This is a genomic window from Collinsella sp. AM29-10AC (assembly GCF_003469085.1).
In the GTDB taxonomy this organism is placed as follows: domain Bacteria; phylum Actinomycetota; class Coriobacteriia; order Coriobacteriales; family Coriobacteriaceae; genus Collinsella.
Map to the genome: position 1 here is coordinate 50638 of NZ_QSKB01000011.1, position 20144 is coordinate 70781.

18 protein-coding genes and 1 pseudogene are annotated in these 20144 nt (G+C 61.6%); 8 read left to right on the forward strand and 11 right to left on the reverse strand.

Annotated features, from left to right (window positions below; genetic code table 11):
• Positions 1 to 68 precede the first annotated feature (68 nt).
• The gene (locus DW754_RS04980; protein WP_117758609.1) at positions 69 to 923 is read right to left on the reverse strand and encodes a MurR/RpiR family transcriptional regulator; all 855 of its coding nucleotides are present in this window, start codon (positions 921 to 923) and stop codon (positions 69 to 71) included.
• A 42-nt stretch (positions 924 to 965) separates the two neighbouring features.
• Entirely contained in the window at positions 966 to 3533 is a 2568-nt protein-coding gene (locus DW754_RS04985; RefSeq protein ID WP_117758610.1) for a glycosyl hydrolase, read from the reverse strand.
• A gap of 116 nt (positions 3534 to 3649) precedes the next feature.
• On the opposite strand from DW754_RS04985, the gene DW754_RS04990 reads away from it, so the two are divergent.
• From DW754_RS04990 to DW754_RS05005, 4 genes are all read left to right on the forward strand, one after another.
• On the forward strand, positions 3650 to 4657 hold the full coding sequence (locus DW754_RS04990; RefSeq protein ID WP_117758611.1) for an AraC family transcriptional regulator: 1008 nt from the start codon (positions 3650 to 3652) through the stop codon (positions 4655 to 4657).
• A gap of 185 nt (positions 4658 to 4842) precedes the next feature.
• Positions 4843 to 6291 (forward strand): glycoside hydrolase family 1 protein, encoded by a 1449-nt coding sequence (locus DW754_RS04995; protein WP_117758612.1) that lies wholly within the window; start codon positions 4843 to 4845, stop codon positions 6289 to 6291.
• 151 nt (positions 6292 to 6442) lie between these two features.
• Complete coding sequence (locus DW754_RS05000) at positions 6443 to 6979, forward strand: PTS glucose transporter subunit IIA (RefSeq protein ID WP_117758613.1); 537 nt, start codon at positions 6443 to 6445, stop codon at positions 6977 to 6979.
• Between the two features lie 237 nt (positions 6980 to 7216).
• Complete coding sequence (locus tag DW754_RS05005) at positions 7217 to 7774, forward strand: hypothetical protein (protein WP_035136614.1); 558 nt, start codon at positions 7217 to 7219, stop codon at positions 7772 to 7774.
• 475 nt (positions 7775 to 8249) lie between these two features.
• Here the strand turns inward: DW754_RS05005 and DW754_RS05010 are convergent, their stop codons facing one another.
• The 8 genes from DW754_RS05010 to trxA form a co-directional block, all read right to left on the reverse strand.
• Positions 8250 to 8918 carry an HAD family hydrolase gene (locus tag DW754_RS05010; protein ID WP_117758614.1) on the reverse strand — a complete coding sequence of 223 codons (669 nt, stop codon included), beginning with the start codon at positions 8916 to 8918 and terminating at the stop codon, positions 8250 to 8252.
• A 105-nt stretch (positions 8919 to 9023) separates the two neighbouring features.
• The gene (gene hypE, locus DW754_RS05015; RefSeq protein WP_117758615.1) at positions 9024 to 10058 is read right to left on the reverse strand and encodes a hydrogenase expression/formation protein HypE; all 1035 of its coding nucleotides are present in this window, start codon (positions 10056 to 10058) and stop codon (positions 9024 to 9026) included.
• A 48-nt stretch (positions 10059 to 10106) separates the two neighbouring features.
• The gene (gene hypD / locus DW754_RS05020) at positions 10107 to 11219 is read right to left on the reverse strand and encodes a hydrogenase formation protein HypD (RefSeq protein WP_233508873.1); all 1113 of its coding nucleotides are present in this window, start codon (positions 11217 to 11219) and stop codon (positions 10107 to 10109) included.
• The gene (locus DW754_RS05025) at positions 11219 to 11479 is read right to left on the reverse strand and encodes a HypC/HybG/HupF family hydrogenase formation chaperone (RefSeq protein ID WP_022094793.1); all 261 of its coding nucleotides are present in this window, start codon (positions 11477 to 11479) and stop codon (positions 11219 to 11221) included. The genes hypD and DW754_RS05025 overlap by 1 nt, the downstream gene beginning before the upstream one ends.
• A 131-nt stretch (positions 11480 to 11610) precedes the next feature.
• Entirely contained in the window at positions 11611 to 14082 is a 2472-nt protein-coding gene (gene hypF / locus DW754_RS05030; RefSeq protein WP_117758616.1) for a carbamoyltransferase HypF, read from the reverse strand.
• Positions 14083 to 14197: 115 nt separating this feature from the next.
• Complete coding sequence (gene nikR, locus DW754_RS05035; protein WP_199411443.1) at positions 14198 to 14710, reverse strand: nickel-responsive transcriptional regulator NikR; 513 nt, start codon at positions 14708 to 14710, stop codon at positions 14198 to 14200.
• A 1-nt stretch (position 14711) separates the two neighbouring features.
• Positions 14712 to 14960, reverse strand: a complete 249-nt coding sequence (locus tag DW754_RS05040; RefSeq protein WP_006235225.1) for a hypothetical protein — start codon at positions 14958 to 14960, stop codon at positions 14712 to 14714.
• Positions 14961 to 15191: 231 nt separating this feature from the next.
• Entirely contained in the window at positions 15192 to 15512 is a 321-nt protein-coding gene (trxA, locus tag DW754_RS05045; protein ID WP_117758617.1) for a thioredoxin, read from the reverse strand.
• Between the two features lie 136 nt (positions 15513 to 15648).
• Between trxA and DW754_RS05050 the strand changes: the two genes are divergently transcribed.
• Complete coding sequence (locus DW754_RS05050) at positions 15649 to 16224, forward strand: hypothetical protein (RefSeq protein ID WP_117758618.1); 576 nt, start codon at positions 15649 to 15651, stop codon at positions 16222 to 16224.
• 74 nt (positions 16225 to 16298) lie between these two features.
• On the opposite strand, the gene DW754_RS05055 is transcribed toward DW754_RS05050, so the two are convergent.
• Complete coding sequence (locus DW754_RS05055; protein ID WP_158561612.1) at positions 16299 to 16721, reverse strand: GHKL domain-containing protein; 423 nt, start codon at positions 16719 to 16721, stop codon at positions 16299 to 16301.
• 292 nt (positions 16722 to 17013) lie between these two features.
• Here DW754_RS05055 and DW754_RS05060 point away from each other — a divergent pair, with 292 nt between their 5' ends.
• The 3 genes and pseudogenes from DW754_RS05060 (at position 17014) to DW754_RS05065 (ending at position 19299) form a co-directional block, all read left to right on the forward strand.
• A complete protein-coding gene (locus DW754_RS05060) occupies positions 17014 to 18120 on the forward strand; it encodes a hypothetical protein (RefSeq protein ID WP_233508875.1) in 1107 nt (368 codons plus the stop codon).
• Between the two features lie 82 nt (positions 18121 to 18202).
• Positions 18203 to 18430, forward strand: a pseudogene (locus tag DW754_RS11150) (transposase); the annotation flags it as partial.
• Positions 18331 to 19299 (forward strand): IS3 family transposase, encoded by a 969-nt coding sequence (locus DW754_RS05065; RefSeq protein ID WP_158561613.1) that lies wholly within the window; start codon positions 18331 to 18333, stop codon positions 19297 to 19299. The pseudogene DW754_RS11150 and the gene DW754_RS05065, both read left to right, overlap by 100 nt.
• Positions 19300 to 20144 lie beyond the last annotated feature (845 nt).

Below are 20144 nucleotides of genomic sequence, written 5' to 3' on the forward strand. Positions count from 1 at the left end.
GTGCGCGGGCTCAAAGTGGGAGATTATCCACGCTCGTTAGGTTAGTGTCCGATGATCCACGCTCGTCGCTACTTGAGCCCGGGCAGGCGGGTGTAGGGAAACGACCGCTCTAAGAACTCAGAGCAGCGGGCGTAATCTTTGGCAAAGTAGCTGCTGTAGAGTGAATCGAGCACGTATTGCACGGCGATGTGGCTGGCGAACTGTGTGATGCGATGCGTCATGCTCTCGTGATCGCTCACCGTGAGATAGGCGGCAAAGCCGGGGTGAATGCGGGCGCAGTGCGGTGTGCCGATGACGATGACCGGGACATGTCGACTGCTGAGGATTGGCAAGATCTCCCTGAGGTTGGGGGCAAGGCCGCTGTAGGAGATAACGATTGCCACATGGTCGGGGCCCGAGGCGAGCGCCGTACGCACCTGCGCCTCGACACTGTCGTGGCACGTTGCGCTTTTGCCGGCGGAAAGCAGGCGATCGCGGAACATTCCCGCTGGATACAGATTATGCGAGCCCGTGTAGATGTCCACGGTGCCGGCGCGCACGATAAGCTTGGCGGCCTGGTCGAGCTGTGTGGGGTCGAGCAGCTCCTGCGTTTCGGCCAAAGTGGTCTGATAGAGCCCCTCCATACGCTCCATCACCTGCGCAGGAGTGGAGGTGGCATCGAAGGGAAAGTTGATGTCCACGTCGCGCCGGTTACCCGTCTCGGCTGCCTGACGGATGAGCTCGACCTTGAGGTCTTTGAATCCCTCGAGGCCGAGCTTTTTGCAAAAACGGTGCACGCTCGCAACGGAAACGTTGGTGCGCGCGGCAAATTCCTTAATAGAGAGCCCGCGGACGTCTTCGCCCATGGCAAGGGCCGAGATGCCGAGCTGTTGCTCGGTAGGGGTAAGGCCCTGTGCCTCGGAAATCGTGCGTTTGATATCCATGCGAACTCCCACACTCAACAAGCCTGCCAAAAAGGGACAGGTTTATTTTGGCAGGTTTTGCCCGCAAAGGGTAACGGGACCGAGGATGCCGCTCGGGGCGATGGGTTCGGTGAGGGCGAAGATGTCGGGAATCGCATGATCGAGCGTGTTGATGACGTCGACGGTGAGTTCGTGCGTGCCGGCGGCAAGCGGGTCGATGGCAAAGCGATAGGGCGGACAGATGCGTGTGCCGAGTGGGTGTCCATCGAGCGTAAGTGTCGCGACTTCGTAGACATCTCCCAGGTCGATTGCGGCATCGGCAAGGTCGTTCGCCAGCTCGAACAATGTGCGATAGCGGAACGTCCCGCATGCATCGGGGAATCGCTCGGCAGTGAGATCGCATAAGTGCTCGAGTTCCTGCGGGGCGCCAAAGGTTCCGCTGTCGGCAGGGGAGAGGGCGACGGTCCAAGGTCCGTTGATGTCGAGGGCGAGCGCATCGCTCGAGCCCATGTCCGCGCCGTCCCCGGACTCCAGCTCGCCGTCCGTCTCCAAGGCAACGAAGCAGCTCTCGAAGGGTGCGAGCTCAAGCGTTCCGTCAAACGCAACGGGATCGGTGCCATTCAACAGGTCGAGGCGCGTGCCGCAAAGTCGCTCGCCTTGCGCGAGTTTAACTGTGCAGTCGACGCACTCGCGCGGGTGCTCGTTGACCAGCATGACGTAGGTCTCGTCGGCGTGCTCGTAGCGAAGCGCGCGCAGCCAGGGCTGGGGCGTGTCGGTGACAACCGTCTGCAGCCCAACGCTCGCCAGCACGCCCGCCATATCGGCAAGCGGAGTCGCTGCAAGTTCACCCAGTTCAACCACGCCATCGGCGTCGTAAAGCGCGCTCGACACCTCGTCGACAGCGAGGACCATAACGCCCGCCGCCATCATGCGCCTTATGGCCCGCGTCGTCGCCGAGCCAATAAATGAAGCTCCTGGCATAACAAACGCCTGGTAACGACAATCGTTTACGGCAAGCATTCCATCAGCAACTGAAACCTCGTAACGGTCCTCATCCTCAAAAGCCTCGGCGGGCACAAAATCAAAGTCGATCTGCGCGCGCGTGAGCTCGGCAGCCACGCGCTCGATAGGCATGGCGCTGCCGGCCCACTCGGCATCGGCGTGGTACAGGATGGCGACGGGACGCGCGGCGCTGCCTCCCGAAAGCAGCGTTGCCGTACGGTTCATATAGCTCATGAGCTGGCCAAAGTGCGGCCATTGCGGATTGTTGCCGTGTGCGTAAAAGTGCGGCGGGCAGTCCCAATCGGGGAAGGGCGCCATGCTAAATGCGTGCGGCGTAAACCAGTTAATACCGCGGACGAGCATGTGGTCGGCGATCCATTTCATCTCGCGAAGGCCCTCGTGCCAGCCGAAGGCGCCAAAGACCTCGGCCATACAGCTCCCCTGCTTTTTTGGGTCGAGACGCGCGGCCGAAGAGCCCAGCTTGGCAAGCGCGTAGGTAAAGAACTCCATGTTCCACGCGCCGTGGAAGTAGCTGTAGCGCCCGTGGTCGATGCCGGGGGCAAGCTGGTTGATGACAACGTCGATGCCCGCCATATCTTGTCCGGCGACCGCGCGGAAGTAGTGCCCGGCGCCCTGGCCCAGGCGCGTGTGGCAGCTTTTGTCCTCAATCACATGTCCGATGTGCATGACGCCGCGCTCGCGGCACCAGTCGCCAATCTGCTCGTCAAAGCATGCGCGGTAGAGTTGCGTGGCAATGTCCATGTAGGCGTGACGGGCTCGGGCACCATCTGCCTCGCGTGTCCAAAGGCCGTGTAGCTTGGTGAGCCAGTCCTCGCCAAGTGCATTGCACAGGCGGCTGGCAAGCTCGTCCGACCAGGGCAGTGACATATCGCCGCGTCCAATAAAGCTGCTGGTAGAAGCATCGTCGAGAGCCGTGCCCTTCTCGTTCATAAAGCCCGGCTCATCGGTAAAGAACCCCAGTATGGTGCAGCCGAACTCGTCGCCCAGGTGCTCAAACGTGGGCTCGTAGACGGCATCGATGAGCACACGGCACGAATCGGCGTCGACCATGTTGATGTACTCATCGCGAAAGCCGGTCTTTTGGCTGGTGACGAAGAGCTCGACGGTGGTGATGCCGGCGGGCGCGTCAAAACGCAGGCGAGCGGGGGTGCCGTCGGCCTGCTCAACGGAGAGCTCAAGGTCGAGCGGTGCGCCGGCGGCGTCGAAAGTCGCCGCGCCCACAAAGCGCTCCGTGTGATCCATAAGATTGCCGAGCTTGATGACCGTGGACGGCTGGGGACCGACGACCGTAACCGTGCGATGTTTGAGCACGGTCTTCTTAAGCGCGGGGTCGACGTTCTCGCCCGCAAGCGCGCCGTTGGCGTAGCCCGTGGGGAAATGGGCGTCGTCGAGCAGCCAGATCTTCAACCCTAAGCGCTTGCACTCGCCGATGATAAAACGCAGGTCAGCCCACCAGCCGTTGCGACAAAACTCGGGATGCGTGCGCGATTCGAGGCAGACCTCGCGGATGTTCGCACCGGCGATCTGCTCCAGGTATTCGGTAATCGTCTCGTGCGCCTCGCCCTTGAGCCACAAGAACGGAAGCACATGGTTGTCGTATGCCGCCATATCCACTCCTCTAAAACCAACCTTTTAAATCGATTGAAGTCAGAGTACGCCGAGCGCGCCGTCCTGCTAATATCAAAACCACAGCAGAATATGACCGAATCAACGATTGTGATGCCATGGATCTTGCACGTTTAGACAGCCTTCTGCTCGAGCTGACCGACAGCGAGCGTGCTTACCACGCGGGCGCCCGCTATGACTGGAATGATGCGTTCAGCTGGGGTCATCAACAGAATATCAGTGAAAAACATATCCATAAAATCGGTGACCCGACGCGAGCCTTGCACCAAGAAGGCATGCCTGAGGGCCTATCAATCGTGCGCAACTCGCGCTTCAACCCTGTACCGGAGCATGTGCACGATTATGTCGAAATCAGCTATGTTTATCGCGGGCATGCGCCGCAGACCGTCAACGGCGAACAGCTTATGCTTGCCCAAAACGAGGTGCTCTTACTCGACGCCGCCTGTCCACATGCCGTAGGCGAGCTCGGCGAGCATGACATTATGCTGAGCATCGTCATCTCGCGGCCGATGTTGCACCGCAGCCTAGAGCAGAGCCTGTCGCCGTCAAGCACCGTCTCGCAGTTCCTCATTAATGCCCTCAATGACGAAACCGACCACCGCGGTCATGTGCATTTCCGCACGGGCAACAGCCGCCGCGTGCGCCGATATATGCAGGAGATGCTGTGCGAGCTTCTGGAGCCGACGGCTGCGAGTCCCCAGATCGTGTCGAAGCTGTTTGAGTTGCTGTTGATTGAGCTGATGCAAAGCTATGAGGCCGCACTGCTGCAAGCGGGCAAACCTACACTTCCCTCGGCGCAGGTCGCGGCCGCCGTGGGCTACATCGAGCGCCATGCCTGCGATTGTACGCTCGAGGACGTAGCTCGCCACCTCCATCTGAGTCCCAACTACGCAAGCGCGCTGCTCAAACGGCAGACGGGACGCACGTTTATGCAGCTCGTGCAGGAGAGTCGCCTAACACGCGCGGCAACACTGCTCGACGCCGGCTCCACTGCGGAAGCCGCGGCGCGCGAGGTCGGCTACGCCAACATGAGCTTCTTCTACAAAAAGTTTGCCGAGCGCTATGGCTGCACGCCGGCAGCGTATCGCCAGCGTTTGCCCAGATAAAACCGACCAAAATAAACCTGTCCCTTTTGGCAGTCCCTTTTTGGCAGGTATCAGGAAGTGTCAAGGGCGGGGTGGCGGCGGGGTGCCGCTGCGAAAAGAAGTGTCGGGTTTGGCGCGCCCGCTTCTGCCCGCCCCGTGCGCAGGCGATACTCAGCTTATCGACCCACGATGTAAAGGAGATGCTCATGGCAAACATCAAGTTCCCCGAGGGTTTCTATTGGGGCGGCGCCACGGCCGCCAATCAGTTTGAGGGTGCTTGGAACGTGGACGGCCGCGGTCCTTCGGTCGACGACCATTTCTTGGGCGGCAGCTACAAGGAGCCGCGTCAGATCACGATCGACATCGACCCCGACCGCTTCTACCCCAATCATGACGGTATCGACTTCTACCATCACTACGAGGAGGATATCGCGCTGTTCGCCGAGATGGGCTTCAACATGTTCCGCATGTCCATCTCTTGGAGCCGCATCTTCCCCAACGGCGACGATGCCGAGCCCAACGAGGCCGGCCTCGCCTTCTACGACCGCGTCTTCGACTGCCTGCGCGCTCACAATATCGAGCCGCTCGTGACCCTGTCGCACTACGAGATGCCCTATCACCTGGTCGAGAAGTACAACGGCTGGGCGAGCCGCGAGCTCATCGGCTTCTTTGAGAAGTATTGCCAGACCGTCTTCGACCGCTATCAGGACAAGGTCAAGTTCTGGCTCACTTTCAACGAGATCAACTGCGGTACCCAGGACATGGGCAACCTCTTTGGGACCAGCATGATCCAGGGCTTTGAGGGCCCGGCTTCGGCGGTCCACACCACGCCGCAGGCCCGTATGCAGGCCCTGCATCACCAGTTCGTGGCCAGCGGCCGTGTTGTACGCTATGCCCACGAGCACTACCCGCAGTTTAAGATGGGCAACATGGATTGCTTCATCCTTTCCTATGCCGCCACATGCGATCCGGCCGACGTGTTCGCCACGCAGCAGGAGATGAATACCATGAACTGGTACTGCTCCGACGTGCAGGTGCGCGGCAAGTATCCGTTCTACGCCAAGCGCTTTTGGACCGAGAATGACGTTGAGCTCGTGATGGAGGACGGCGACCTGCAGGATATCGCCGACGGCAAGGTCGATTTCTACACCTTTAGCTACTACATGTCCGGCACCGTGGGCACCCACAAGGATCACGAGATGACCGAGGGCAACATGACCTTTGGCGGCAAGAATCCCTATCTGGAGTCCACCGACTGGGGCTGGCAGATCGATCCGCTGGGTCTGCGCATCGCCCTCAACGAGATTTACGCCCGCTACGAGATTCCGCTGATGGTGGTCGAGAACGGCATGGGCGCTTACGATGAGGTCGAGGAGGACGGCTCCATCCACGACCCGTACCGCATCGCCTATCTGCAGAGCCACATCAAGGCCATGGGCGAGGCCATCGCCGACGGCGTTGACCTGATTGCCTACACCTGCTGGGGTCCCATCGACCTGGTTTCCGCCGGCACTGGTGAGATGCGCAAGCGCTACGGCTTCATCCACGTCGATAAGTACGACGACGGCACCGGTACCTACGAGCGCCGCCGCAAGGACAGCTTCTTCGCATATCAGAAGATCATCAAGTCCAACGGTACCGAGGGTCTGGATTAATCGACAATATGAGTGCCGCTGGGGAAAAGGTTTTGGGAAGGGCTTGGAAGGGCTTGCGATTCGAACCCTCACCTTAGCAATTTGATCATTTGGCACTATAATCACCATAGGCATGCGCAAAACGTTGCGCTTAATCAAGAGGAGAAAACGTATGGGTCTGTTTGACATGTTCAAGAAGAAGGCTGAGCCCGCGGCAGCTGCTGCTCCGGCCTCCATCTCTGCTTCTGCCGGCGCCGACGTGCTGTGCTCGCCCGTCAAGGGCAAGGTCATCAAGATGGCCGACGTGCCCGATCCCGTCTTTGGTGGCGAGGTTCTGGGCAAGGGCTGCGCCGTGTGGCCCGAGGACGACCTGGTCTACGCTCCCTGCGACGGCAAGGTGACCGTCACCATGGGTCACGCCGTGGGCCTGCAGTCCGATAGCGGCATCGAGGTTCTGGTGCACGTTGGCGTCGATACCGTCAACATGAACGGTGACGGCTTCGAGGGCTTCGTCAAGGCCGACGACGTCGTGAAGGCCGGTCAGCCCTTGCTCAAGATCGACCGCGCCAAGATCGCTGCCGCCGGTTACAAGGACTGCGTCGTCGTGGCCGTGTCCAATACCGCCGAGTTTGCCGACGTCGAGCTCGCCGTCGAGGCCGAGTCTGCCGTTGCCGCCGGCGATGCCATCGTCAAGGTCGTCCGCAAGTAAGCTGCGGCATCCAAAGGGTGTGCAAGGGTGGTCGGGTTATCCGGCCGCCCTTTTTTATTACAATGCGGCGGAACGTTTTATTGCGCGTTGGGCGGACCGGTAAACCGTTCGGACGTTAAATCGAGCCGACTGCGCCTTCGCGTTGCCGAGGGCGTTCATAAGTGGATAGTATGGGCTTACTTATTACAACGTGCGCCGCGTCCGGGAAGCGCGGTGCCGCTCATTGGGAGGAACAACATGAAAAAGAAGCTGCTGCTTGCGCCCCTCATGGCCGTCTTGGTTGCATGCGTGGTCGTGCTTTCCGGCTGTGGAGGTCCTTCGGTTGAGGAGCTCATCACCGAGGATCTTACGACGCAGTTTGACGAGGTCAAAAACGGTGGCGACGACTTCCTCTCTGGTCTGGAGGAGGCTTCGGGCGACGAGTTCGAGCAGCTGGGTATCGATCCCAAGGAGTATGCCAAGACCTATCTCGAGGGCTTTGACTACAAGATCGGCGACGTGACGGTCGACGAGGACAAGGGTGTCGCGACCGCCGAGGTCTCCATCACCTGCAAGTCCATGAACAAGATCGTCGAGGACTTCTCCACCCAGTATCAGGAGAAGGTCGCTGCGCTTGACACGGTTCCTTCCGATGACGAGCTGTACAAGATGGCCGGTCAGGTTATGGTCGATGTGACCAAGGCCACCGAGCCCAGGAAGACCACGGTTATCTTCAAGTACACCTGCAACGACGACGGCGAGTGGTCTGCCGACGACTCCGTCAACTCCGAGATGATGGATGCAATGCTGAGCTAGTTCGTTGCGGCGTTTTACCAAACGCCGCAACTGCTCGACGCTGCGCGGGCACCAGAGCGACAACTTGTCATTCAAAGAGGACGGCATGACCAGAAGGTCTATGCCGTCCTCTTTTCATGCCAATTTGTTCGCTCTGGTGCCCGCTCGCTGTCCGCCCTCTACCTGCGGCGTTGCCATGGTAGTCATTGGGGCGGCACTTGGGGACGTTCCTTTTCTGCCGGCAGTTGGGGACGCTCCTTGCGCCAGCGTTGCATCGAATGCTCGGGAAAATACGAGCCGGTATTTGGCCGAATAGCGGGTCGCGGTTTCCGGATGGGTTGGGTTGCGGAAAGTGCGACCCGGAATATTGCTCTGAAACGGGATGCCGATTCCCCGACAAGGCTCAACCGGAAAGCGCATCCCATTCTGAGGCGGCAAAACGGGATGCGCTTTCCGCGCGACAGAATCTATGCAGCCGTGTTGAGCGACAGCCCCGCTACTCGCCCAGAATCAGCGCCGCGAGCTCGTCCTGGGTGTCCACCACGTAGTCGGCGCCGGCGGCCTCCAGCTCTGCGCGGCCGCGGAAGCCCCAGGTGACACCGGCGCTCTTGAGGCCGGCATTGTGACCGGTCAGGATATCGACATTGGAATCGCCTACATAGAGTGTGGTTGCCGGATCGGCGCCTAGCTCTTTCATCACATGCAGCGTAACAGGCGCCTCGGGCTTGGGGGGAAACGCATCGACACGGCCCTGTACCAGCGCAAAGCGCTCGGAACCAAAATACTTCTCAATAAGCGGAGCCGCCGAGACGTGGTCCTTGTTGGTGAGCACGGCAAGCTGAACGCCCGCGGCGCGTAGGCGGTCGAGCATCTCGATCGTGCCGGCATAGGGGGCGGTGTGGTCCTCCTTGTGCTCGCCGTAGTAAGCCCTAAACTCGGCAAGCGTCTGCTCAAACATGCGACCGTCACCCGCATATTCGGCAGGCATAAAACGCTCAACCAGCTTGAGCATGCCGTTTCCCACCTTGTAGCGGTACTCGTCTACGGCAAACGTGGGCCAGCCGTGCATCTCGCAGGTATGGTTGCCGGCGGCCGCCAGGTCCTCGAGCGTGTTGAGAATGGTGCCGTCCAGGTCAAAGATCACATGGGAAAAAGCTGCTGCCATGGGTGCTCCTGCCGCTTGAGTTGTAAAACGCACCCCATGATACTGGGCATGCGTGCCGGGCATGTTTGGAATCTGAATATCTTTAATAGCCCTGAGCCTTTGTCGTTAGCAAATTCTCGGCAGCTGCTCTCCTACGAGCATGTCGAGGATGCGGGTCGAACCCCAGCCGGTGCGCACGCGCACGGCGGGACGGGCGCCCTCGGCAAGTGGCAGCACGCGACCGATGATGGCGGCGTTCTCGCCGTAGCGGGCGGCGCGCATGGCGGCCAGTGCGGCATCGGCCTGCTCGGCCGGCACCACGGCGACCATCTTGCCCTCGTTTGCCACCTGCAGCACATCGTAGCCGAGCATCTCGCAGGCTGCCTGCACGTCGGGGCGCACGGGTACATCGTCCTCGTCGATTTCCATGGCAACACCGCTGGCCTGCGCAAACTCGTTGAGCGTCGAGGCCAGGCCACCGCGCGTGGGGTCGCGGAAGCAGCGTGTGTCGGGTGCTGCGGCAAGCACATCGGCAATCAGGTGGTTGAGCGGCGCGGCGTCGCTTTCGATGGTGCTCGAAAACGCCAGACCCTCGCGCTGACTCATGATGGCGATACCGTGGTCGCCGAGTGTACCCGATACCAGAATGACATCGCCAGGCTGGCAGTTGGCGCCGCTGAGCGCCACGCCCTCGGGCACCTCGCCCACCCCGGCGGTATTGATGTAGACGCTGTCGGCCCCGCCGCGCTCGACCACCTTGGTGTCGCCGGTGATGATGCGCACATCGGCCTCGCGTGCGGTCTCGGCCATCGTCTGCACAATCTGGTGGAGCTTGTCCATGGGGTAGCCCTCTTCGAGGATAAAACCGCACGATAGGTAGCGCACGTTGGCGCCCGAGGTCGCGACGTCGTTGACGGTTCCGCACACGGCGAGGCGGCCGATGTTGCCACCGGGGAAGAACTGCGGCGAGACCACAAAGCTGTCGGTCGACATGGCGATGCGCCCGCTCGCGGGCAGCGCGGCGACGCCGGCATCGTTGCCCGCAAGCAGCTCGGGCGAGCCAAAGGCATCCAAAAAGACTTCGTCGATGATGCGCTTCATCATCTGCCCGCCGGAGCCGTGGCCCAACAGGACGGTGCTATCGGTGATGCTATGGGACATATCCAAAACTCCAATCGTGGGTGGTGCCAGTATGTGGGTGTGTCCGGGCTAGTCGCGGTAGCGGTAGTACGCCGCGCAGCTGCCCTCGGAGCTCACCATGCACGGGCCGACGGGGTGCTCGGGCGTGCAGGTGCGGCCAAAGAGCGGGCAGCTGCTCGGCGTAATGGCCCCGCGCAGTACGTCGCCGCAGCGGCATCCGCGCGGCTCGACCGTCGCCTCAACGGGCACGTCAAAGCGAACGCGGGCATCAAAGCGCGAGAACTCGGGACGGATGGAAAGGCCCGAGTTGGCAATCGGCCCCAATCCGCGCCATGTGGTATCGCATGGCTCAAATACCTGCTCGACCAGCTGGCGCGCCACGGGGTTGCCGTTCGCATTGACACCGCGGCGGTAGGCGTTGTCGATCGCCGGCCTGCTCTCGACAACCATCTGGACCAGCATGCAGATGCCCTGCAGGATATCGACCGGCTCAAATCCCGTGACCACGCCCGGGGTATTGAACTCGTCGACCAAAAAGCTAAAGGGCGCCAGGCCCGTGATGGTGGCGACGTGCCCCGGCAGGATAAAGCCGTCGATAGTGGTCTCGGGATCGTTGGCGATGGCGCGCAGCGCCGGCGGCGTGGTCTTGTGGGCGCAATAGACCGAAAAGTTCAAAAGTCCGCGCGCGTCTGCCTCCAAAATGGCGCCGGCGATGGTGGGCGTTGTGGTCTCAAAACCCACGCCCATAAAGATGACCGGGCGGTCGGGGTTGTGTTCGGCGATATCGAGTGCATCGAGCGGGGAGTACACAATGCGAATATCGCGCCCCGCCGCCTTTTGCGCGGCGAGCGAGGTAGACGACCCGGGCACGCGCATCATGTCGCCAAAGGTGGTGATGATGGCGCCGTCCATCTTGGCGAGCGCGATTGCATGGTCGATATCGCGGTTGGCGGTAACACAGACGGGGCAACCCGGACCGCTCAGCAGTTTGAGCCCGGCAGGCATAATGGAGCGAAAGCCATAGCGACCGATGCTCACGGTGTGCGTGCCGCAGACTTCCATAAGGTTGATGGCGCGGTCGCCGACAAGCTCATGAATACGATCGATGAGCTCGCGAGCCAGCTTGGGGTCGCGAAATGCCGAAAAGTCGATACCGGAGCGCGCCGGCTGTCCGGCCGCCACTAGTATGCCTCGGCCGGATTGCTGGCCAGTTGGTCTTCTTCGGCCAGTTCGGTCATGGCATTAACGAGCTCGAGCGTTTCTTGCGCTTCCTGCTCGTCGACGATCTGGATGCCAAAGCCGGCGTGTACGAGAATATAGTCGCCTACCTGTGCCGTCGGCACGAGGCGCAGCGAAACGGGGCGCTCGATGCCCATCATGTCGACGGTCGCCTTAAGGTCGTCGTCGCGTTTGACCACTTTACCGGGAACGGCAAGGCACATAATGTTCCCCTTTTATACGTTTTGCGCTGGATAGGCGCCTAATTACCCATCAGTTGATGGTAGCGCTCGCGGGAGTCACGAGCAAACGCGTTACACCTGTGAGACGGTGGCGCGCAGGCTGGCAAAACAGCCTATCGCGATGCTGTCTGCGCGAGGTGAGCGCGAGCGATGGCGGCCTGACCGTAGGCGATGCAGCCGTCGTTGACGGGCACGGAGCGGGGGACCAAGACGGCAAGACTGGCGTCTTTGAGTTCGTGGGTAAGGAGCCGAAGCAAAAGTCGGTTCATGAACACGCCGCCCGAGAGCACGACGGTGTCGAGGTCTTCACGGACGCAGATCTCGCTTGCGATGCGGGCCGACGCGCGTGCGATGGTGACATGGAAGTCGAGCGCGAGCTTGCCGGCGGGCACGCCGGTCCTGATTCCCTCCAAAAGCGCCTCAAAAAGCGGCCTGGAGTTCAGAACATGGCAGTCGTCCGGACGGGATGATTCGGTTACGGAAAAGCTGGCCATATTGCCGGTGGGGCAGGCACTTTCACTGCTGAACGCGCGCCAGGCGGCGGCTTCGAGTTCTATGGCGGGTTCGCCCTCGTAGGTTGCCTTGTCGCAGATGCCCAGAATTGCTGCCGCGGCATCAAAGAGACGCCCCATGCTGCTGGTACGCGGGGCGTTGATACCGCGCTCGATCATGGTGGCTGTCACGCTGCGCGTTTGCTCGTCGAGGTTGTCCAAAAGCCGAGCGGTGCCTGGGTGCTCGAGTAGGCCAAGTTCGCTGAGCAAGGCGAAGGCGTTGCGGCGGGCGTCACGCACGGAGGCCGCTCCGCCGGGGAGCGCCCAGGTGCGCAAATGCGCGGCGCGCTCAAAGCTGCCAAGGCTGGCGACAAGAAACTCGCCGCCCCAAATGGTCCCATCGGTGCCGGCGCCGGTGCCGTCAAAGGCGATGCCAAGGACACGCGCGTCGGTTGTAAGCTGGCCCGCGGCGATGGCCTCGGCCATCACGCTCGCGATGTGCGCATGATGATGTTGAACTTCAACAAGCGGCATACCCTGTTTCTGCGCCTGTTCGCGCGCCCACTGGCTCGACAGATAGCTGGGATGCATGTCGCATGCTAAGGCGGCGGGCGCCAAGTCAAAGAGGTTTTCCAAGCGCGTGCGCGCGGCGTTCCAGGCATCGAAGGTCCCGCCGTTTTCAACATCGCCGATATGCTGCGAGACAAAACAGGTTGCCTCGCCGTTCGTCCCTTCACGCGTGAGCGCAATCGTGGCCTTTTGTTGTGGCCCGCAAGCGAGCACGCAGGACGGAGCGCCGTCGAGCGCCGGCAACGGCAGCGGCTGGGGTGCATATCCGCGAGCGCGGCGAACGGGCATAACGATGCCGTCGACCACGCGTACCACGGAGTCGTCGTAGCGCGAGAGGATCGCGCGGTCGTTACCGAGCAACGCGTCGGCAATGCCGGCGGCAACGAGGTGTTTCCAGGCAAGATCGTCGTCGGTTTCTATGGGTTCTTCGCTCAGGTTTCCGCTGGTCATGACGAGCGCGTGCATACCGCAGGCTTCTGCCGCGGCAAGCAACAGATGTTGAAGCGGCGTATAGGGGAGCATGATGCCGAGCTCGGGCAAGTCATGCACGACAGATGGCGCGAGGGCGAGGAAGTCGGGGGAACCGCCGTTGCCCTCGCCAACAGTGCGCCGGCGCAGCAGCACGATGGGGCGGATACTGCCGGCGAGCAGATCGCGTTCAGCATCGTCGATATGACACAGGCGCTCGGTATCAGCAAGGCTGCGCACCATAACGGCAAGTGGTTTGTTGCTGCGGCGTTTGCGACGGCGCAGCTCGGCCACCGCCTGCTCGTTGGCAGCGTCACAGGATAGATGGAATCCGCCCAGGCCCTTGATGGCGACGATGCCACCGTCGGCCAGCAGCTCAACGCAGCGCTCGATGATAGCGTCGCTGGCCTCGCGTGTGGTACCGACGGCCGGTGTCGCGGACGAATTCCCGTACGCATCGCCGTTCACAGCCTCGCGCCACGTAATATGCGGCCCGCAATCAAAGCAGGCATCGGGTTGCGCGTGAAAGCGACGGTCGAGTGGATTGGCATACTCTGCGGCACACTCGGGGCACATGGGAAAACGATCCATCGACGTGGCCGCTCGGTCATAAGGCAGCGAGCGGATGATGGTAAAGCGCGGCCCGCAGTTGGTGCAGTTGATAAAAGGGTAGTGATAGCGCCGATCGGCGGGGTCGAACAGCTCGCGCAGGCAATCGTCACAGGTGGCGATATCGGGCGAGACAAGTGTGGTGTGCGCGGTTTGATCCTGCGACGCCACAATGCGAAAGTCCTGCTCATCGGCAGCGCTCCAGCCGCCAGGCTCCAAATCCGCAACATCGACTCGCTCAACGCGAGCCGCCGCAGGCGCATGCTCAGAAAGCGCGGCAACAAAAGCATCGAGCGCATCGGCCGGAGCATGCGCTTCGATATGCACGCCGTCGCCCGCATTGAGCACCCAGCCGTAAATGTCATGCGCCATAGCCTCGCGATACACAAATGGCCGCATGCCAACGCCCTGCACAATGCCCGTCACATGAATATGCACATGCCGCATGCGACACTCCTCATCAAAACCGACCAAAATAGACAGGTTTATTTTGGTAGGTAAAACGCTAAACCTGCCAAAACAAACCTGTCCCTTTTTGGCAGGTGCGCTGCGGGAAATCCCGCTACAGCCCCAGGCTCTGCCTGGTGGCGGCACACGTGAGCTCGCCGTGCTTAACGCCGCGCAGGCCCAGCAGGCGATCGGCTAGTTCGTAGATGCGCTCGCCGCGACCCTTGAGTGCCAGGATCTCCAGACAGTTGTGGTGATCCAGATGCACGTGCATGGTCGATACGATCTCGTCGGTGTAGTCGTGCTGCACTTCGTCCAGACGGCGCGTCAGGTCGCCGGTATGGTGGTCGTAGATCATGGTGAGCGACCCGATAACATGCTCGTCGGGCGTGCGCATCTGCTCCTTGGCGATCGAGGCGCGAATCAGGTCGCGCACGGCCTCGGAGCGGTTGGCCACGTCGCCGCGGCGCGCGATCTGTTCGTCAAAACGGCGCAGCAGGTCATCCGGTGCGGTAACCGAAAAACGGACCAGCTCGGAGCCGGAGCCACTACAGTGGCAGCCCGCGTCACCGTCCGCCCCGTGCGGATGCTCGTGCTCGTACCCGCAGCCGTGCTCGTGTTCGGCCACCTTACACCAGCTTCACGGAGCCGACGGAGTTGTGGTCGGCCTCGATGGCTTCCTCGTAGCCCTCGAGCGCGTCATGCGCCTCGTGCAACGCGGCCATGGCGGCCTCGAGCTTGGCGCCGATGCGCTCCATGTCAAAATTCTCGGTCGCATGCAGCAACTGATGGCTCCATTCGTGAGCGAGCTCGATGGTGTCGTCGACCTGTTTGACGCTCATGGCAAGCTGGCTCATGTTCATTCCAACATCATGCATGGGAAATCTCCTTTTGTATGGGGCAGTTCAGTGGTTCAGATTTTACTACGCCCGCTTTGCGCGCAGCTGCATAAGAAAACGGGTGCGAGTCTGTGCGACCCGCACCCGTTCACTGGGGGCTGTTTGTGACTACCATACTATCCGTGGTTGCACTCGGTGCATTCAGAAGTCCGGCGAGCGGCGTAAAAGCGCTCATGGACGGCAGACAGACGGCAACATGTAACAAGCGTATTACAGATGTTTCTCCAGCAGCGCCTGCAGCCTCGCCTTGGGCAGAGCGCCAACCGAGCGGTCAATCTCCTCGCCGTTCTTAAACACAATCAGCGTGGGGATGCTCATGACGCCATACTTCATGGCCAGGTCCTGGTTGTCGTCGACGTTGCATTTGGCAACGGCAAGCTTGCCCGCCAGTTCATCGGCAACCTCGTCAACGATGGGCGAGAGGGATCGACAGGGCCCGCACCACGGTGCCCAAAAATCGACCAGCACGGGCAGGCTGTCGCTAACGACGGAATCGAAGTTCTCGGGGGTAATCTGCTTAATGTCAGCCATGGTGACCTCCATAATGTGACGCGGCTTGGCCGCGTAAAACTCAGTACGACCGTGCTTATACCCAGCCGCCCGCAAAGCAACCACTCGCAGGCGGCTCTTTTATATAATGGTGGGCACGCAAACGATTGGAGAGCGCATGTCCACGTCACAAAGCCAGAAAAAAGAAGCCATCGCCCAGGCGGCCGAGCAGGAGCTCACATCGCTTGCGGTCCGTGGCGTGCGTATCGCGGGCAACGCGTGCTCGCCGATCGTGCTGGTCAAAGGCGATTTGGACGAGGCCGAGCGTTCGGGTGGCGAGCTTGCCGCTGGCCCGGATGGCGCGGCGTTGCGCAAGGCGCTTGGGGCCATCGGCTACGCGCCCGAGGATTTTTGCGTGCTGGCAAGCGTCGCCGGCGCAGGTGACGGAGCGGTCGCTGTGGGCGAGACGCTGCCGTGCGAGCTGTTCCGTGAGGCGCTTGAGGCTTTGGACCCCGAGGCGGTGCTACTGCTCGACAACAACGCGGCTGACGCCATGCGCGAGACCTACGCCGATATGCTCGTGGCGATCGATGACTTCGACACCGCCATGCTCAAGCCCGGCTTGGTCGCCCATGTGCAGGGTCGCCGTGTGCTCGCGCTCGACGGTTTTGAGGCGGCACTCACCGACAAGGCCGCTAAGCAGCGCATGTGGGCCTACATCAAGCAGCTGACTCCGGCGGCCGCTCCGCTGTAGCGAGCCCGCGTCGACAAACGACCCCGAGCGGGCGAGCCGTACCCGCGGAACGCAAATCCGTCGCGCCCGCGCCCTTACATCACAGCGCGCAGCTCAAACCGATCGCCGTTAATGCGGAACTGGCAGTTGCCGTTCATGCGCTCCACGGCGAGTTTAATGCTCTTGGTGCCAAAGCCGTGACCGGCGTGCTGAGCCACGGGCGTGCCGTCGACCATGTGCGGCGCCCGTCCAAATGTGTTGGAAACCAGCAATAGAAGCTGACCGTCTTCGTAGCGAAGGTCCAGGTCGACAAACCGCTTGCCTTCGGGGGCGGTGCTCGCCGCGGCGATGGCATTGTCCAGGGCGTTCGATACCACACTGAACAGATCGGCATCGCCCACGTGGACGGTTTCGGGCACGGCGGCTCGCAGGTCGGCGGTGATGCCGTGCGCGTTGATGTCCGCGGAAAGCGACGAGAGCGCAATGTTGACCGTTTCGTTGGCGCAGTAGCGGCGCACAGCGGTGCGGTCGTTGGTCTCGCAAAGCGCGTCGATACGCTCGAGCGCCTCATCGGTGTGACCCTCTTCGATCAGGGCCGCAAGACCGCGCAGGTAGTGGCGTATGTCGTATCACATTGAGACCAAGTCAAGAAGAATCGCTTCGGTCGAATCGCGTCTTTTGGGTGAGTTCTCAACGTCCGCTGCCGCTGGTTTCCACCGTATGCCGAAAACACCCGGACGATGCCGTGCAGATCGCTTCGCTCTGCTATAGTCTCCCAAATTCACGTTTTCTATTGGGATGGTGGTTAATATGGGCGACATACTCGAATCGTTCCTGCGCGTGGCGATGGTGGTGTTCATCGTCGGTCCGCTCACTGCATGGGTCGCCCGTCGCGGCGCGCGCGAGCGCAGTGAGGCGACGGACAGCCTCGATCGCTTCACGGTGCGCATGCCCGCTGCCATTCGCACGATCATCGCCTGCTGCGCCGTCGCGTTCGAACTGCTCATGCTGGGTGTCTACGTCTGGCAGGGCGTCTCGTTGGGCGAGTGGGACCACGAACTTGTGTGGTTCGGTCACGCCATGGCGCTCGCGGGCATGGCCATCTGGGCCCTGCTGAGCATCCCGCGCATCGACGTGGACGGTGAGCGAATTCTCTCGCGTAACGCCTTCGGCATCCGCAAGGAGACGACGTTTGGCAACATCACCCGTGCAACGCTTCACACGCAGATGATGATGATCGACCTGTTCGAGGGCGACCGGAAGTTCTGCTCGATAAGCCTCGAGGGGGTGTGCTCGCTCAACCTCCTCGCCCGTCTGGAGGAAGAGGGCATCGAGGTCTCGGACGCTGTTGACGGCCCGATGACCAAGGCGGGTCTGTGTTGGTCTGCCATCAAGCCGTTGACGATTGTTTTCAACGGTATGGCGCTCGTCTTCTCGCTCGTGATCGCCTTCATGGCTGTTTTCACCGACGCCGGTGCTCGTCTGCTCCTGCTCGTCCCATGCCTCTTCCTGTTCATAGGGGGACTCCTGCCTCTGCTCATGCTCAGCATGCCCGCCCGTGGTATCTACGAGATCGGCAGACAGGAGCGCGAACTCGGTTTCTCCTTCGCCGAGGAGATGGCGAGCCGAGGTGCCACGGGCACCTCGCTTGTCGACGACGATTGGTTCATCGAGATCAGCAACGCCCGCGTCGTGGCGTTCCGCCGCGATTATCTCAAGAAGGTCACGGCGCACGAGGATAGCGAGAGCGGCGACCGTTGCACGGTGACCACGAAAGGCGGTCGCAAAATCAAGGTGTACGCAGCGGGCAGCACGCTCGAGGACCTGCGCTCGTGGTTCAAACAGGGTGCCAAGGCCAGAAGCACGCTCGACCGTGCAGAGGACGTGCTCGAGACGACGTCTGATTGGGTTGTCTGACCTGTATCGTCTTTTCGGACACGCATGCTAGAGGCCCAATCCTTTAGAATGCATTCATCGACGACCGAGAGGACGGTATGCTATGTCCAACCCAGCCGCCAAGTACACCGACGAGTTCAGGCGCGAGACCGCCGACTACATCATCTCGACGGGCAGGCCGATAACGGAATGCTGCGCAGAACTGGGCCTGAATTCCAAGACCGTGAACAAGTGGGTGCAGAGCCGCCGGCGCGAGCTTGCCGGCGGGCCCGACCCCAAGGCCGAGGACCGCGAGCTTCGCGAGGCGAAAAGGCGCATACGCGAGCTCGAGATGGAGAATGCCTTCTTGAAAAAAGCCGCGGCCTTCTTCGCCAAAAGCCAGGCGTAGCCGCATGCTACCGGATGATGTTGGCGGAGAAGGCCGAATTCCCGGTGAAAATGATGGCCCGCGTGCTCGGCGTGAGCCGATCGGGCTTCTACTCGTGGCTCTCCAACGGCTGCCCGCGAGAAGACTGGTCGGCCGAGCGCGAGGCGGTCCGGCGCGTGTGGCTGGAGTCGGACCGCAGGTTCGGCTTCCGGTTCGTGAAATGCTTCCTGCCCGGCGAGTTCTCCGGATTGACCCTGTACAGGGTGCGCAAGCTGATGCGCGAGCTGGGAATACGCGGCTGCACGCCCAACGCCAGGAAGCGCACCACCATCCCCGACCCGAAGGCCAGGCCCCGGCCCGACCTGGTGCGCCGCGACTTCACCAGTCCCGTTCCAACCTGCAAGCTCGTGGGCGACATCACCTACCTGCGCACCGGCGAGGGATGGCTGTACCTGTCGACGGTCATCGACCTCAACACCCGCATGGTGGTGGGCTGGTCGCTCTCCGAGCGCATGACCGCCGACATCGTGGTTTCGGCGCTGGCGTCGGCCAAATCGCGCGGCTACGTGGCCGGCAACGCGATATTCCACGCCGACCGCGGCGCCCAGTACACCAGCAGGCTTCTGGCCGAATGGGCGCGCGACAACGACGTGCGGCTGTCCTGCAGCCGCGCCGGCAACTGCCACGACAACGCGGTGGCCGAGTTCATCGAGGCGTACTACAACCGCCGAAGGCCCCGCTCGACGATCGGCTACAAGGTGCCGGCCGAGGCCATGGCGGCCTTCTTCGAGAGAACCGAGCCCAAGCTCGAGGCCATGCCTATGGCCGCTTGATTTCTCGAGCATGCGTGTCCGAAATCTTGACACAGGTCAGAAGGCCTCGATGCCAGCGCTGCGCCGATATGGGGCAGCGGCCCCCCGTTGGCCGCCATGGCCCTGACTTCCGAGCGTATGCTGGCGCCGCTCGTCTTAAGACGTTGACCTCCATCCGGAGCCTGCGGTTCTCGCGCTCGGGCTCCAGGATCCGGTTCTACTCGGGCGTGCGGTTGTCGGCGGCGCGCGGCGAGCCGGTCTCGTTTATCGACTTGACCCGCCTCTCCACGGTGCTCTTGTCGAGGTCGCACTCGTCCATGGCCTCGCGCCTGGGCTTTCCGGCGTTGTGGAGATCGACTATCTTCCTCTTGAACTCGTCGGTGAAATGCCTCGGTCTGGGGCCGGTCGAGGCCGAGCCCCCGGTCCGGCTGGGGTAGCATGTCGCTGCGGACCATTGTCTTTCCTCTCGTTGAATATCTAGGCGCTGACGATTCTAGGCGATGGCCCTCTCTTGCTTCTTACACCTCGATTGTGCTCGCTACCCCCAGCGGGCCCGGATCGAGCGATTCGGGCCCGCTTTTGGGGCCTGCCGGAAACCCGGTGGTCAAAAAGGGCCAAATATGAGTACTGTTACCAGTTTGGTGGCAGCCAAATGGCCTCAAAAATCGGTGCCAGAGGCCAAAAGTGCATCGATTTTCGTTCTTCAGAGTCGCGATCGGGCTCCAAACAAGGCGATTTTGCTGCTCTGGACCGGAAAATCGATGCTACTAATTTGGTGACAGTACTCATATTTGGCCCTTTTTGACCACTGCCCGGTGGCGCGCGCAGACGTGGTGTAAGAGCGTCCCGAGGTCCGTCGCTGCAAG